Below are 14,856 nucleotides of genomic sequence, written 5' to 3' on the forward strand. Positions count from 1 at the left end.
GTCTGGGCGGCCACCTCAGGCGCATGCGCGTATGTTGACTATGCTTGTAAGGCACGACTTTCGAAGAGGGATTTATGGACGATCCAGTCGACAACAAACCGCCGACCTTCTGGCAGATGCTGCACAGCGTGATGGCGGCGGCGTTCGGGGTGCAGAGCGGCAAGAACCGGGCAAGGGACTTCACCCATGGCAAACCCAGCCATTTCGTGATGCTGGGCATTCTGTTCACGGCGGTGTTTGCGCTGACGCTGTTTGCCATCGTCAAACTGGTGCTGCATTTCGCCGGGGTCTGACGCGGTCAGCGCATCAGGGTCTGCAAGGTGAACGGGTAGCGATACGACGCCGGTTGCCCTTTGGCCGAGAGCTTGCGGAAATTCACGCCGTAGTCAGGCGACGTGCCCATGGCCAGCATTTGCCGGGCGTGCGCTTTGTCGATCAATTGCAACAAGGGAATTTGCCGGTCACGGCCGCCGTAATGATTCAAATCGACGCCCTGCTCAACATCATGCAACTCGACCAACGCCCAGCCGCCCAGGGTGAAATGCCCGCCGACCAGCGCGCTCAAACGCCCGTCAACCAACGCCTGCAAGGCCGCCGGTGAGGTATTGACTGCACTGAACAAGGCATCTTTGCCGGGGACTTTGCCGCTCTCGGCGTAAGCGCGCATCGCGCCGAAGGCCATTTCATCATTGGCCGACCACACCAGCGACACCTTCGGGTAGCGGGCAAACAGCTGTTTGGCCTGCTCATAGGCGCGCTCTTGGGTCCAGCCGCTGTAGACCAATTGGCGCAGACGCATCTGTGGGTGTTCGGCCAACGCCCGCTGCATGCCGCGCTCGCGCAATTGTGCCGAGGGGGTGACCTTCAACCCGGAGAACGCCAACACTTCAATCGGCTCAGCAGCGGGCGTCGGCGGGTGCAGGCGGATCAGTTCCTTCATCATCAGGTAACCGCCCTCCTCGTCGTTCGGCACCAGGCTGCCGATGCGGTCGTTCCGCTCACCGACCAGCGCTTGCTGGTCAGGTGTCAGCGCCGCGTTGACCATAAACAGCTTCACGCCGCTGTTCTCGGCCAGACGCAGAATTTGCGGGGCGACGTATTGTTCGTTGACGAACACCAGGTACTCGGGACGATTCGGCCCCTGCAACGCGATGCGCGCCTGAGCCAGGGTCAGTTCGGGCTGACGTTGGGAATAGAGAATCTGCAGATCGATGCCCAGATCATGGGCGGCCGCCTGCATGAACTGCGAATAGCTGACCCAGAACGCTTCCTGCGTCGAGCCCGGATTCAAAAACAGCACAGACTCTGCCCGCGCGCTGGTCTGAAACAGCGCGCCGAACAACAGAAGACTGATGTGGACAAACTTGAACATGAAGCATCCAGGCCCAAGGAAAAATGGCCGCGCATTATAGCCCTCGTTCCACCGGCTATTGATGCCTGATCCCGTTTTTTGTCCGACAATCTGTCGGAAGCGGGCCCGGATGGGTCGTTTACTGATGACTGACCCAGAATACCGCTGTCCCTACTACGAGAATGATCAGGAACAAAATGGCCCACGCATCGACACTGCTGTCGCTTTTTCTTGCCTTGGTCGGATTGCTCATTGCATCGCCTCTTGTCGGTTTTGTCGGTGATTGCAGAAAGACTCGACCACAGTTAAGACGATGATTGTCCGCACGACAAATGTGGGTTAGTTGACAGCCATTCTCGTTAGGCGATTTGGTTCTTTACATATACTCAAACATCACTTTTGCGCATAACTGCAAACGGGTATATTGCCCCGGCTCCGTTAGGGAGTGCGCGGCCGTGCGCGCAGAATTGCAGAGGCACAATCGGACTCCAGCAAGCGAAAACGCAGTGCTACTCCGAATGGCCCAAGCCTGAGAACAGGACTTATATGTACGTATACGACGAGTACGATCAGCGGATCATCGAGGACCGCGTCAAGCAGTTCCGTGATCAGACCCGACGCTATCTGGCAGGTGAGCTGAGCGAAGAAGAATTCCGCCCCCTGCGCCTGCAAAATGGCCTGTACATCCAGCGCTTCGCGCCGATGTTGCGTGTGGCGGTGCCTTACGGCCAGCTGACTTCGCGTCAGGTGCGCATGATGGCCAAGATTGCCCGCGACTACGACAAGGGCTACGCCCACATCAGTACGCGGCAGAACGTGCAGTTCAACTGGCCGGCGGTGGAAGACATCCCGGATATTCTGGCTGAACTGGCCACCGTGCAGATGCACGCGATCCAGACCAGCGGCAACTGCCTGCGCAACGTCACCACCGACCAGTTCGCCGGTGTCGCTGCCGACGAAGTGATTGATCCGCGCCCATGGTGCGAGATCGTCCGTCAGTGGACCACGTTCCACCCGGAATTCGCCTACCTGCCGCGTAAGTTCAAGATCGCCGTCAACGGTTCGACCGCTGACCGTGCGGCCATTGAAGTTCACGACATCGGCCTTGAGCCGGTGCACAACGCCGCTGGCGAACTGGGCTTCCGCGTGCTGGTCGGTGGCGGCCTCGGTCGTACTCCGGTGGTAGGCGCGTTCATCAACGAATTCCTGCCGTGGCAGGACCTGTTGAGCTACCTCGACGCCATCCTGCGCGTGTACAACCGCTACGGCCGTCGCGACAACAAATACAAGGCGCGGATCAAGATCCTCGTCAAAGCCCTCACGCCGGAAGTGTTCGCACAGAAAGTCGATGCGGAAATGGAACACCTGCGCGGTGGCCAGACCACTTTGACCGAGGCTGAACTGCATCGCGTCGCCAAGCACTTCGTCGATCCGGACTACAAGGCGCTGGACAGCCAGACCGCGCAACTGGCCGAGCTGGACAAAGAGCATCCGGGTTTCGCCCGTTGGCGCACCCGCAACACCCTGGCGCACAAAAAGCCGGGCTACGTGGCCGTGACCCTGTCGCTGAAGCCGACCGGCGTTGCCCCGGGCGACATCACCGACAAGCAGCTCGACGCCGTCGCCGATCTGGCCGACCGCTACAGCTTCGGTCAGCTGCGCACCTCGCACGAGCAGAACATCATTCTTGCCGACGTCGAGCAAAGCCAGTTGTTTGCCCTGTGGGGTGAGCTGCGTGAAGGCGGTTTCGCCACGCCTAACATCGGCTTGCTGACCGACATCATCTGCTGCCCTGGCGGTGATTTCTGCTCGCTGGCCAACGCCAAGTCGATCCCGATTGCCGAGTCGATCCAGCGTCGCTTCGACGACCTCGACTACCTGTTCGACATCGGTGAACTGGACCTGAACATCTCCGGTTGCATGAACGCTTGTGGTCACCACCACGTCGGCCACATCGGCATCCTCGGGGTGGACAAGAAAGGCGAAGAGTTCTATCAGGTTTCCCTCGGCGGCAGTGCCAGCCGTGATGCGAGCCTGGGCAAGATCCTCGGCCCGTCCTTCGCTCAGGAAGCCATGCCTGACGTGATCTCGAAGCTGATCGACGTGTACGTTGAACAACGTACTGAAGACGAGCGCTTCATCGACACCTACCAGCGTATTGGCATCGACCTCTTCAAGGAACGCGTCTATGCAGCGAATCATTAAGAACAACGCGGTTGTCGACGAAACCTGGCACTTGCTGCCCAAGGATTTCAACATCGACGAGATCAGCAACTGCGACGACCTGATCGTGCCGCTGCAACTGTGGCGTGAACACAGTCGCATGCTCAAGGCTCGCGACGGTGGCCTGGGTGTCTGGCTGGACGCCGACGAAGAAGCCGAGGAAATCGGTGAAGACGTCGCCGAGTTCCAGGTGATTGCCCTGAACTTCCCGGCGTTCACTGACGGCCGCAACTACTCCAACGCCCGCCTGCTGCGCGACCGTTACGGTTTCAAAGGTGAACTGCGGGCGATTGGTGACGTGCTGCGCGATCAGCTGTTCTACATGCACCGCTGTGGTTTCGACGCCTTTGCCGTGCGTGCGGACAAAGACCCGTACGAAGCTTTGGAAGGTCTCAAGGACTTTTCGGTGACCTATCAGGCCGCCACCGACGAACCGCTGCCGCTGTTCCGTCGCCGCTGAAGGTTTGCTGCGGACAAAAAAACGCCGGTCATGTGACCGGCGTTTTTTTATGCCTGCTCGAATTACCAGAAGCGCTGCTGGGTCAGACGACTCCACCAGCTCAGCAGTACGCGGTCGACCGAGCCGCTGGCGGCCATGCCAATACGTTCCTGCAGGCTTTTGCGCTCGGCGTAGTGCAGGTGGTAGACCTCGGCTTTTTTCGCCCGGTCGGCCAGGTATTCATCACTGGTCTTTAGTTCATCGACCAGTTGTTTATCCAGCGCCGCGACGCCGAGCCAGACTTCACCGGTGGCCACATCGTCAATCGCCAGTTGCGGGCGATAGCGGGCCACGAAGTTCTTGAACAGTTGATGGGTGATGTCCAGGTCTTCCTGAAACTTCTCCCGGCCCTTCTCGGTGTTTTCGCCAAACACGGTCAGGGTGCGTTTGTACTCGCCGGCGGTCAGTACTTCAAAGTCGATGTCGTGCTTCTTCAGCAAGCGGTTGACGTTGGGCAACTGTGCAACCACGCCGATCGAACCAAGAATCGCGAACGGCGCGCTGATGATCTTCTCGCCGATGCACGCCATCATGTAGCCGCCGCTGGCCGCGACCTTGTCGATGCACACCGTCAACGGCACGCCGGCTTCACGGATCCGCGCCAGTTGCGAGGATGCCAGACCGTAGCTGTGAACCATGCCGCCACCGCTTTCCAGACGCAGGACCACTTCGTCCTTTGGCGTGGCGAGCGTCAGCAGTGCGGTGATTTCATGGCGCAGGCTTTCGGTGGCGGAAGCTTTGATGTCGCCGTCGAAATCGAGGACGAATACGCGGGATTTGGCGTCAGGTTGTTTCTTCTGCTTTTTCGCGCTTTTTTCGGACTTGGCTTCGCCTTTGCGCAAAGCCTTGAGCTGATCCTTGTCGAGCAACGTCTGCTCCAGGCGCTCACGCAGGCCCTTGTAGAAATCATTGAGTTTGCTGACCTGCAACTGACCGGCCGATTTGCGCCGGCCCTTGCTGCGCAATGCGGCAAAACTGGCAAGCACCACCAGAATGGCGACTACCAGGGTGACGGTCTTGGCCAGGAAGCTGGCGTATTCGGTGAAAAACTCCACAAAGACTCCTTAAACGATGCGCGGATGTGAGACACACGCGGGATGGCTCCAGCATACCCATGCGTCGGCTTGTCGGCCAGCCGTGAAACCTCTGGCAACACCCCTGTAACGGGCATTTCAAACAAGCGTATGTTTTTTCATTGACAGCTACCCGTCATCCTCATAACCTCGCCACAACCTTCAACGTACCGGGATGACGCGGACGTGGGCAGCATCTACTTGATACGACATGGCCAGGCCTCCTTTGGTGCAGACGACTATGACGTCCTGTCGCCGACCGGTGTGCGTCAGGCAGAAATCCTCGGTCAGCACCTCGCTGAACTGGGCATCAGCTTCGATCGCTGCCTCGCCGGTGACCTGCGTCGCCAACAGCACACGGCCACCAGCGCGCTGGCGCAATACGCCGCCAAAGGCCTGCCGGTGCCGACCCTGGAAACCGATTCTGCGTTCAACGAATTCGATGCCGACGCGGTCATTCGCGCGCTGCTCCCGGACATGCTCGCGGACGAGCCGGAAGCCCTCGACATCCTGCGCAACGCCGCACAGAACCGTGGCGAATTCCAACGGATTTTCGCCTTGATCATCGAGCGCTGGCTGGCCGGCACTTTTGACACGCCGGGGCTGGAAAGCTGGCTGGGTTTCGTCGAACGGGTTCAGGCCGGACTGCAGCGAATTCTTGAACAGGCTGGCGACAAACAGAAAATCGCCGTGTTCACCTCCGGCGGCACCATCACCGCCCTGCTCCACCTCATTACGCAAATGCCTGCCAGACAGGCCTTTGAATTGAACTGGCAAATCGTCAACACCTCGCTCAACCAGTTGAAGTTCCGCGGTCGCGAGGTGGCTTTGGCTTCCTTTAACAGTCATGCACACCTGCAGCTGTTGAAGGCACCGGAACTCATCACTTTCCGTTGAGTCCGGTTAACTGTGAACCTTGCTGTAATCAACCTCATAAGGATCGAACCATGACCTCCGTAGCCGATGCCGTAAAAGCAATGCAAGCCAAGTTCAACCCAGCCGCTGCTGCCGGTCTGGATCTGGTTTTCGGTTTCAACATCACTGACGAAGACAAGCAGTACTCGCTGATCGTCAAAGACGGCACCTGCGATATCCAGGAAGGCGAGAACCCGGACGCCAACTGCACGCTGGTACTGGATAGCGAAACCCTTAAAGGTATCGTCAGCGGCGAAACCGACGGCATGCAGGCTTTCATGGGCGGCAAGCTGCGCGTTGAAGGCGACATGATGCTGTCGATGAAACTGTCCGAGCTGTTCCCGTCGTAATAGCGACTTTCAGCGGCATAAGAATCCCGCCTTCATGGCGGGATTTTTTCATTCGCGCGCTCAAATTTACTGCGCATTCCCGCTCTCACATTCTGTTGCCATGCCGTCGGCGACAATGGCCGGCAGCGTGTTGATGGCCAGCCGCAAGGCCAGGCTCAAAGGTAATTTGACGGGTAAAAACTGAGTCATGAACAGCATCTTTGCTTGTCAGGCCAATGCCATGTCCTTCAACAACCGGGTATCGAGGCCAAACCTTTCTTGAGAGACCATCTTGAACTGCCCCTCTGCCAGCTCGCAGCTCACCAGCAGATTCCAGGAATACCGAGTCGCCGCCGAGGGGATCAGCACAAACGGATGTTCGGCCAGCAGCGCCTCGGCAAACAACTGCTGATTGGGTGAAGGTCGGGCGGGGCTTAACCAGTACGGATTCGGCACCTCTTCCGGCTGCACGATTCTGACCTTGGCATCGCTGATGACTTCAAAGCACGTCAGCACGTACGGCTCACTGTCGAGTGCATCAAAACTGTTATTGGCTGCCACCTCCAGAATGGCCGAAGACGGATCGACTGATGCATAAACGACTCGCCGGCCAGGCACATTCCATCGACCTCCATTCAGTTCTGAGCCTATCCCGCTGTCCCACGTAGTCCCGTAAACCTCGGGATCCAGCCGCCAGGCATACCAGTGCTCGTCCCAAGGCAAGGGATTCATGGGTAAACCCCGGACATGATCTGCCACAGATATTGTTCCACCATCTGGAAACCCAGTGGATGTCGGATAAATTCCAATGGCACGCGGCCGCTCAGATAAGGGCTGGGTTTCTGCATCCATACCTCCGCCCGCGATTGCCCGGCGAATGCCCGAGTGGCCATCTCCAGCACCAGCGCATATTGGTAGGCGACGACACTCTGTTGCGGGTCAAGCCGTACCGGTTTGCCTTCCTTCATGAGCCGGCGCACGGTTCTTACAGACTTGCCGGTGATACGTTTGACCATGTCTTCGCGCAGATACAACTCGCAAGTTGAAAGCATGTTGACGACATCGCTCAGCTCAAAGCCCTCGTCGGTAAGGCGGATGATCAGCAGGGCATCGTCACCGATGTTCTGGCCGTTCACGAGCAGATCGACAGGCTTGCCCGCGACCTTCTTCAGCCCCGTCAGCCGGGGCGCTTTGGGTGTGGGCATCGCGATATCCTCCATGGGGCATCTGGCGCGATCGTCGATCCAGAAATTGCGCAGGGAATAAACAGAGGTTTCATGCTCAATGTGTGGGGTACGCATAATTGATCCTTGATCTGGGAGCCTGAGCGTTCAAGCCGCTCAGCGACTTCAATGTCAGGACCGATGCTATAGATCGCGCTTCCGACGACCAACCTGAAAAGGTCGTCGGAAATATCCCCTGCTTGCCGCAAAACCCTGCATTTTCCGTAGGACGTAAACACAAAAAATCCTGCCATCAGCCGCCGCAGTGATCACTCACATCCAGCCACCACTGCCGCCCGTCTGGCTCTAAGCCAGGCGCGACTGTGCAGCAGCCTCGGCGACACTTTAAGCAATAAAAAATCACCACATTCAAACCACTGAACATAAGGCGCTTGGTCGCCGCAGAAACATTGGCTGACAGAACGTTGACCTCGATCACTGGCGCGTGGGTGGTCACTGATTAATCTCGCGGCTCAATCGAAGGCCAGGGACGGCTCAGCGAGAGCCCACGGCCGAATCCACTCAAGGAAGAGCAATCATGCGATCACTCAACATCATTCTGCTGTCGTCAGCGTTCAACGGCCTGACTCAACGCGCCTGGCTGGAACTGCGCGAGGCCGGGCACTCACCCAGCGTTGTGCTGTTTACCGATGAACAGGCCGTGTGCGAACAGATCGAACACAGCGGCGCGGATCTGGTGATCTGCCCGTTCCTCAAGGACCGCGTGCCGCAGGCGCTGTGGAGCAACACCGAACGGCCGGTGGTGATCATCCATCCGGGTATCGTCGGCGATCGGGGCGCCAGTGCCCTCGACTGGGCGATTACCAATGAACTGCCAAGCTGGGGCGTCACCGCGTTGCAGGCAGTTGAGGAAATGGACGCCGGCCCGGTGTGGGCCACCTGCGAATTCAACCTGCCGGCGGGCCTGCGCAAATCCGAGCTGTACAACGGCCGGGTCAGTGATGCGGCGATTCGTTGTATTCGCGAAGTGGTGGAGAAATTCATCGAAGGGTTTGAACCGGTTGCCCTCGACTATGCCGATACGAAAGTACGCGGACGCTTGCAGCCGAACATGAAACAGGTCGACCGCAGCTTCAGCTGGCACGATTGCGCACGCTTCATCAAACGCTGCATCGATGCTGCCGACGGCCAGCCCGGGGTGTTGGCGAGCCTCGCCGGCGGTCAGTATTACGTGTACGACGCGCACCTGGATTCGCGTAGCGGCATGCCCGGCGAGATTCTCGCGGTGCATGACGATGCGGTGCTGGTCGCCGCCGGTGATCAAAGCCTGTGGATCGGCGCGCTACGGCGCAAACCGCAATCTGGCGAAGAGACCTTCAAGCAACCGGCGCGGCACGTGCTGGCCGGGCAACTGGCCGAGGTGCCTGTGCTGGACTGGTCGATCGCCACGCAGCCGTTCAGTGACGAAGCCTATCAACCGATCCGCTACCGGGAATCCGGCATCGTCGGTGAGCTGACCTTTGAGTTCTACAACGGCGCCATGAGCACCGAGCAGTGCCAGCGCATGGTCGCCGCACTGCGCTGGGCCAAATCCCGTGATACCCAGGTGTTGTTGATCAAGGGTGGGCGCGGCAGTTTTTCCAACGGCGTGCATTTGAACGTGATTCAGGCCGCGCAGGATCCTGGCGCCGAAGCCTGGGCGAATATTCAGGCAATCGACGATGTCTGCACAGAACTGCTGACGGCCCGGCAACTGGTGGTCAGTGGCGTTACTGGCAACGCCGGCGCCGGTGGCGTGATGCTCGCACTGGCGGCCGACATCGTCTTTGCCCGCGCCGATATCGTGCTCAATCCGCATTACAAGAGCATGGGCTTGTACGGCTCCGAATACTGGACCTACAGCCTGCCCCGCGCCGTCGGCCCGGCAATGGCCGAGCAATTGACCCAGGCTTGCCTGCCGGTAAGCGCGGTACAGGCGTGGCAACTGGGCATGGTTCAGGACATCGGCCCGCGCTGCCCGGACGAGTTTGCCCTGTGGTTGCTGCAACGGGCCAACAGCGTGGTGAGCGATCCGACTTACGCGGCGGTACGCGAGCGCAAGGTGCGGGTTGATCAGGTATTGATCCAGCAATGCCGCGAAACCGAGCTGCAGGAGATGCAGGAAGACATGCTCTACAACCGTAATCAGTTTGCCGAGAAGTGCCGAAATTTTGTCTTCAAGCGCAAGGTGTGTGGCACGCCGGCGCGGTTGATTGAAGAGTGGGCGCGGGTGCGTTCGGTTGAGTTGGCCAGTTGATTTCGCGGTGACTGCTTTCCCCTCACCCTAGCCCTCTCCCAAGGGAGAGGGAACCGACCGAGGTGTCTGGCAAGCTGCATCGACCTGAAAAATCGGGCCGATTATGGATTCAACGCTGATCGTTCAAGTCGGTGCATTTTTCAATATCCCCCAATCAGTCCCCTCTCCCTCCGGGAGAGGGTTAGGCGGGCGGCGATCCGATGAGGGGCTTTTGCCTTTACAATGCCCGCCACCTCAAACACCGGCCCGCCCATGGACATCGATCTCGCTCGCACCTTTCTGGAAATCGTCCGCCACGGCAGCCTCGCCGCGGCGGCGCAGAAGCTGTTCGTCACGCAAACGGCGATCACCGCTCGCGTGCAGAAACTCGAAAGTCAGCTGGGCAGCACGCTGTTCGTGCGTAACCGCGCCGGGGCGAAACTGACGCCCAATGGCGAGGCTTTTGTGGTTTACGCCAATCAACTGGTGCAAACCTGGGAAGCCGCGCGCCGCGACCTGCCGCTGCCCGAGGGCTATCACAACGTGCTGCACATCGGCGGCGAAGTCAGTCTGTGCAACCCGTTGATGCTCAGTTGGGCGGCGGAGTTGCGTGAAAAGATTCCCGGGCATGCCCTGCGCATGGAAATCCGCGACGGCGAAAACCTCCTGCGCCAACTCGAACTCGGTGTGCTCGACGCCGCACTGGTCTACCAGCCGGAATACTGGCCAGGCTTGCAGGTCGAGCAAGTGCTGGAAGAAAAACTGATCCTGGTGCGAGCCCCCGATCGTCCCGATCCCTACGTCTACATCGACTGGGGCCCGGACTTCCGCCGCCAGCATGACGCGGCCCTGCCGGAAAAAGCCAAAGCCGCGCTGAGTTTCAACCTCGGCCCGCTGGCCCTGCAGTACATTCTCGAACACGGCGGCAGCGGCTATTTCCGTACCCGAGTCGTGCGTACTTACCTGGAAAGCGGCGCCCTGGAAGCGGTGACCAAAGCCCCGGAGTTCGGCTATCCGACTTACCTCGTGTACTCACGTGATCGCGATTCGGCGACGCTGCAGCAAGCCTTCCATCTGCTGCGCGAAGTGATCCGCACCGATGATGACTGGTCGCAACGCTGGAACCCGCTGAGCTGAAGCGGCGGCTTCACAGCCGATCATGGCGCATGTGCCATGGAGGTCCGGCCTGCACATACGGCCGGATCGGCTAATCTGCCGGGTATAACAACAATCCCGCAGGTGATGCAGTGAGGCAGACCACCGAGGCATTTCGCAGCCGCTATCGTGCGGCCATTCATCCGCTGTACAACCCGTGGCTGCACGGCGCCTTCGTGCTGCTGTTCGGTGTGTTGGCCATTGGTGGTTTCTGGAGCAGCGTGCAGCAGGTCAGCCTGCTGGAATGGCTGACGGTGCCGTTGACCCTGCTGTTTTTCAATTTCGCCGTGTACATGGTCCATCGTCATCTCGGCCACCACAAAAAGACCTTCGCGAAAATGTTCTACGCCCGGCATGCCGGCGATCATCACAGTTTCTTCACCCCCGGCCACATGACCTACGACAGCGCCCGCGACTGGCGAGTGATTCTGTTCCCCGCGTGGCTGATCGTGCTGCACACACTGCTGATCACCCTACCGTTGTGGTGGCTGCTCGCACAGGTAGACGCCAACGTGGCCGGGTTGTTTGGCGGCTGCATGGTCCTCGGTTATCTGACTTACGAGATATTCCACGCCTGCGAACACCTGCCGCCGCACAACCCGCTGACCCGCCTGCCGTGGATCCGCCAGATGCGCCACTTGCACGAGCTGCATCACCGCCGCGAGCGCATGCAGGAGCGCAATTTCAACATCGTTTTGCCGCTGATGGACTACCTGTTCGGCACCCTTTACCGGGAGCCGGAAATCACCCTTTTGAGCGATTCGAAAATGCCCATGACCCGCCTGCAACACCCGATCGATATCGCTGGTGAACCCATCGCCGTGCTGGCCTATGCCGCCAGTGTCAGTCGCTGGCCGGAGTGGCACCCCTCGTCGCTGAAAATCGACGGTGCGCAAGGCCCGTTGCATGCCGGCGCGCGCTTCGAAGAGGACATTCATGCCGGCGGGCGCGCGGGCCATTTGCGCTGGGAAGTCACCGAATACCTGCCCGGCCGGCGCTGGTGCGCGCGGGCGCAGGGCGATCATGGTTTGTCGCTGCTGCTGACCTATGAATGCAGCCCCGAGGGCAGCGGCACACGGTTTGTGCGCACGCTGGATTATCGCTTCGACGGACTGGGCATGCGCATCGCCAATCGCTTGCTGCTCAAACGGCGCATCGAGCGCGAATCCGCCGCATCGATGCTGGCGCTACGCGACATGGCCGCCCGCTACCTGGCCTCGGCGAGGGCCAGCGCGTGAAGCTGAGACATCTGCTGTTGTTGCTGGTCCTCATCGTCATCGGCTTTTTATTGTTGATGCCCACCAAGGTCGAACCCGTGGCCTGGACGCCGCCGCCAGCGCCATCGCTGACAGAAGGTCTCTACGCCGAGAACCAGAAACTCAAAGGCGCAGCGCAGGTCGGGCCGAGCGACATCGAAGGGCCGGAAGCCTTGCTGCTGGAAAGTGACTTCCTGATCACCGGGCTGCACGACGGCCGACTGATCCGCACCAGCCTCGACGGCCAGCAACGCAAAGTACTCGCCGACACCGGTGGCCGCCCGCTGGGCCTGGCCCGGCATCCAAACGGCATGCTGGTGATTGCCGACGCGGTCAAGGGTTTGCTGTCTCTTGATGCGCAGGGTCAGTTGATTCCATTGACCACCGAGGCCAATGGTCTGGCCTTCGGTTTTACTGATGACGTCGCCATCGACAAGTCCGGGCACTACGCCTATTTCAGCGATGCCTCCAGCCGCTGGGGCTACGGCCATGACGGCGAAGCAATCATCGAGCACGGCGGCGATGGACGCCTGCTGCGCTATGACTTCCAGAGCGGCAAAACCAGTGTCCTGCTAGACAAGCTGGAGTTCGCCAACGGCGTGACCCTCGGCCCGGATGACGCCTATGTGCTGGTCAACGAAACCGGTGCCTATCGCATCAGCCGCTATTGGCTGACCGGGCCGAAAGCCGGCACTCACGACCTGTTTATCGATAACTTGCCGGGGCTGCCGGACAACCTGGCGTTCAATGGCAGTAATCGGTTCTGGGTGGCGTTGTATGCGCCGCGCAACAAGCTGCTAGACACCACCGCAGGGCATCCATTCGTGCGCAAGATGATCGTGCGGGCGTTGACGCTGTTGCCGAAACCGGTGGAGAAGCGCGGGTTTGTCCTGGGGCTGGATCTGGAGGGCAAGGTGATTGCCAATTTGCAGGATGCCAGCAGTGGCAATTACTCGCCGATTACCACGGTGCGTGAGTATGGGCCGTGGTTATATTTTGGCTCGTTGAAGGCGACGCATATGGCGCGGATGCCGTTGGATGTGGCCCTGAAGTGAATCTGGCAACTTTGTGGTGAATGCGCTGACGCCATCGTCGGAACGCCGCCCGGAGCAGGCTCGCTCCCACAGGGTTATTTGCTGACCACAGCATTTGGGCTCAACGCAATCCACTGTGGTAGCGAGCCTGCTCCGGGCGGCGTTCCGACGAAGACGGTCTGTCAGTTGCTGGACTTGTCGAACTTGTCCGGATCTTCGTCTTCGGGCAGATCCTCATCCGGCTCTTCGGGATTGGCCGTGGTATGCGCCGGGCTGTTCGGTTCGGGATGCGTGGGAACCGGGTCGAATGCGCCCTGCTCTTCACTGGGGAATTTGGGATCGTTCATAAGGCACCTCGCAATGAGTCGGATGGAAGACTCTGTACATTCGAGGTGCCGGTCGTGGCTGTCGTTCCCGTCGATCCGCAACCGCAGGTCGGCGGGTCAATGGCGAATCAGGACGGCGCCTGCAAATGGCTGACGATTTCGTCTTTGACCTTCAGGCGCCTCTCTTTGAGCTTTTTCAATGCGTCGTCGGTGGGAGCATCTGAGGTGGCCGTTTCGGCTTTGACCACCTCTGCGTCGGCTAGGGAGTATTTGTTGATCAATGAATCCAGTCGTGGATCCTGGGTGCGTTTTTGCTGGATCTCTTCCTTCGTGCAACTCAAGTCCTGAAACAGGTCATGGGGAACCGGCATGGAACACCTCCGTCAGTTGATCGGCTGGCCAACGCGACCGATTGCGCTGGCCAGTTATCAGAATGGCCTCGGTTGCACGGTTCTGTCGACCACCTGTCAGACCAGCGGTGCCCGTTCGTCGCCCTGTCGCAAATGCGATCAAACCTTTGCTCGCCGTATTCCCTCCATTGGTTAACACCAACAAAAACTGCGTGGAGATACACCAATGGACGGATTCAACCTGCGTCATCTGGTTCTGGCTGTCGCGTTGAGCAGCGGCATGGGCAGCGCTTTCGCTGCGACTGACAATGACTTCGTCGATAACGCCGCGGCCGGTGGTATTGCCGAAATCGAAACCAGCCGCCTCGCTTTGGAAAAAAGCCAATCGGCTGACATCAAAGCATTCGCCAACATGATGATCACCGATCACGGCAAGGCCAACGATGAGCTGGCGACTATTGCCAAGGCCAATGACATCGAAGTGCCGGACGAAACGACGCTGGTCAAACAGGCCAAGGAAAAGATCCTCGATATGCGCGATGAGTCATTCGACGCCGCTTACGCCAATAATCAGGTGAAGGCTCATGAAGAGACCATCGAGCTGTTCAAGAAACAAGCCAATACCGTGACGGATGACAAGGTCAAAGGCGCCCCTGAACTGAAGGCATTTGCGCAGAAAATGTTGCCGGCGCTGGAGAAACATCTGGCAGCGGCGAAAGAGCTGCAGGCCAAACATCCTAGTAAGTAAAAGCTTTACCCTGATCTGGTCAAACGATACTGGACACGGTTATAGGGTTTAGGTCATTTCTCATGCTGCCAAGGCTTCCATTGCTACCGGAGTCCGATATCCGTTGTGACTGTGCAGCCTGATCCGATTGTAATAATG

General features: G+C 59.2%; 18 protein-coding genes. 11 read left to right on the top strand and 7 right to left on the bottom strand.

Annotated features, from left to right (window positions below):
* Nucleotides 1-74 precede the first annotated feature (74 nt).
* Nucleotides 75-293, top strand: a complete 219-nt coding sequence (locus AC0ZWN_RS07885) for a DUF2970 domain-containing protein (protein ID WP_016983294.1) — start codon at nt 75-77, stop codon at nt 291-293.
* Between the two features lie 5 nt (nt 294-298).
* On the opposite strand, the gene AC0ZWN_RS07890 is transcribed toward AC0ZWN_RS07885, so the two are convergent.
* A complete protein-coding gene (locus AC0ZWN_RS07890) occupies nt 299-1,372 on the bottom strand; it encodes an ABC transporter substrate-binding protein (protein WP_476334630.1) in 1,074 nt (357 codons plus the stop codon).
* Nucleotides 1,373-1,897: 525 nt separating this feature from the next.
* On the opposite strand from AC0ZWN_RS07890, the gene AC0ZWN_RS07895 reads away from it, so the two are divergent.
* Nucleotides 1,898-3,556, top strand: a complete 1,659-nt coding sequence (locus AC0ZWN_RS07895) for a nitrite/sulfite reductase (protein WP_476334632.1) — start codon at nt 1,898-1,900, stop codon at nt 3,554-3,556.
* Nucleotides 3,540-4,034: a DUF934 domain-containing protein gene (locus AC0ZWN_RS07900; protein WP_093430863.1), complete on the top strand. Its 495-nt coding sequence runs from the start codon at nt 3,540-3,542 to the stop codon at nt 4,032-4,034. Before AC0ZWN_RS07895 ends, AC0ZWN_RS07900 begins: the two co-directional genes overlap by 17 nt.
* A gap of 62 nt (nt 4,035-4,096) precedes the next feature.
* Here the strand turns inward: AC0ZWN_RS07900 and sohB are convergent, their stop codons facing one another.
* Complete coding sequence (sohB, locus tag AC0ZWN_RS07905; RefSeq protein ID WP_093430860.1) at nt 4,097-5,128, bottom strand: protease SohB; 1,032 nt, start codon at nt 5,126-5,128, stop codon at nt 4,097-4,099.
* Nucleotides 5,129-5,332: 204 nt separating this feature from the next.
* Here sohB and AC0ZWN_RS07910 point away from each other — a divergent pair, with 204 nt between their 5' ends.
* Together AC0ZWN_RS07910 and AC0ZWN_RS07915 are read left to right on the top strand one after the other, a co-directional pair.
* On the top strand, nt 5,333-6,043 hold the full coding sequence (locus AC0ZWN_RS07910) for a histidine phosphatase family protein (protein ID WP_186624538.1): 711 nt from the start codon (nt 5,333-5,335) through the stop codon (nt 6,041-6,043).
* A gap of 50 nt (nt 6,044-6,093) precedes the next feature.
* Nucleotides 6,094-6,411, top strand: a complete 318-nt coding sequence (locus AC0ZWN_RS07915) for an SCP2 sterol-binding domain-containing protein (protein WP_007912567.1) — start codon at nt 6,094-6,096, stop codon at nt 6,409-6,411.
* A 66-nt stretch (nt 6,412-6,477) separates the two neighbouring features.
* On the opposite strand, the gene AC0ZWN_RS07920 is transcribed toward AC0ZWN_RS07915, so the two are convergent.
* The 3 genes from AC0ZWN_RS07920 to AC0ZWN_RS07930 are packed head-to-tail and all read right to left on the bottom strand — an operon-like array spanning nt 6,478 to nt 7,595.
* Complete coding sequence (locus tag AC0ZWN_RS07920; protein WP_476334633.1) at nt 6,478-6,600, bottom strand: hypothetical protein; 123 nt, start codon at nt 6,598-6,600, stop codon at nt 6,478-6,480.
* 18 nt (nt 6,601-6,618) lie between these two features.
* A complete protein-coding gene (locus tag AC0ZWN_RS07925; protein WP_093430855.1) occupies nt 6,619-7,122 on the bottom strand; it encodes an RES family NAD+ phosphorylase in 504 nt (167 codons plus the stop codon).
* Complete coding sequence (locus AC0ZWN_RS07930) at nt 7,119-7,595, bottom strand: MbcA/ParS/Xre antitoxin family protein (protein WP_175559577.1); 477 nt, start codon at nt 7,593-7,595, stop codon at nt 7,119-7,121. The genes AC0ZWN_RS07925 and AC0ZWN_RS07930 overlap by 4 nt, the downstream gene beginning before the upstream one ends.
* A 556-nt stretch (nt 7,596-8,151) precedes the next feature.
* Here AC0ZWN_RS07930 and AC0ZWN_RS07935 point away from each other — a divergent pair.
* The 4 genes from AC0ZWN_RS07935 (at nt 8,152) to AC0ZWN_RS07950 (ending at nt 13,315) form a co-directional block, all read left to right on the top strand.
* Nucleotides 8,152-9,870 carry a hydrogenase maturation protein gene (locus AC0ZWN_RS07935; RefSeq protein WP_476334634.1) on the top strand — a complete coding sequence of 573 codons (1,719 nt, stop codon included), beginning with the start codon at nt 8,152-8,154 and terminating at the stop codon, nt 9,868-9,870.
* 252 nt (nt 9,871-10,122) lie between these two features.
* Nucleotides 10,123-10,986, top strand: coding sequence for a LysR family transcriptional regulator (locus tag AC0ZWN_RS07940; protein WP_007912548.1), 864 nt, complete (start codon nt 10,123-10,125; stop codon nt 10,984-10,986).
* 110 nt (nt 10,987-11,096) lie between these two features.
* On the top strand, nt 11,097-12,242 hold the full coding sequence (locus AC0ZWN_RS07945; RefSeq protein WP_093430849.1) for a sterol desaturase/SRPBCC family protein: 1,146 nt from the start codon (nt 11,097-11,099) through the stop codon (nt 12,240-12,242).
* Nucleotides 12,239-13,315 carry an SMP-30/gluconolactonase/LRE family protein gene (locus AC0ZWN_RS07950; RefSeq protein ID WP_476334636.1) on the top strand — a complete coding sequence of 359 codons (1,077 nt, stop codon included), beginning with the start codon at nt 12,239-12,241 and terminating at the stop codon, nt 13,313-13,315. Before AC0ZWN_RS07945 ends, AC0ZWN_RS07950 begins: the two co-directional genes overlap by 4 nt.
* A 161-nt stretch (nt 13,316-13,476) precedes the next feature.
* Here the strand turns inward: AC0ZWN_RS07950 and AC0ZWN_RS07955 are convergent, their stop codons facing one another.
* Both AC0ZWN_RS07955 and AC0ZWN_RS07960 read right to left on the bottom strand, forming a co-directional pair.
* Nucleotides 13,477-13,641, bottom strand: coding sequence for a hypothetical protein (locus tag AC0ZWN_RS07955; RefSeq protein WP_007912545.1), 165 nt, complete (start codon nt 13,639-13,641; stop codon nt 13,477-13,479).
* A 107-nt stretch (nt 13,642-13,748) separates the two neighbouring features.
* Nucleotides 13,749-13,991, bottom strand: coding sequence for an HP1242/YdcH family protein (locus AC0ZWN_RS07960; RefSeq protein WP_476334638.1), 243 nt, complete (start codon nt 13,989-13,991; stop codon nt 13,749-13,751).
* Between AC0ZWN_RS07960 and AC0ZWN_RS07965 the strand changes: the two genes are divergently transcribed.
* Nucleotides 13,990-14,166, top strand: coding sequence for a hypothetical protein (locus AC0ZWN_RS07965; protein ID WP_186624532.1), 177 nt, complete (start codon nt 13,990-13,992; stop codon nt 14,164-14,166). The two genes, AC0ZWN_RS07960 and AC0ZWN_RS07965, sit on opposite strands and share 2 nt — an antisense overlap.
* Nucleotides 14,167-14,196: 30 nt before the next feature.
* Complete coding sequence (locus AC0ZWN_RS07970; RefSeq protein ID WP_186624531.1) at nt 14,197-14,718, top strand: DUF4142 domain-containing protein; 522 nt, start codon at nt 14,197-14,199, stop codon at nt 14,716-14,718.
* The last annotated feature ends 138 nt before the right edge of the window (nt 14,719-14,856 follow it).

It is taken from the genome of Pseudomonas sp. 3B-A001-10F (genome assembly GCF_056313565.1).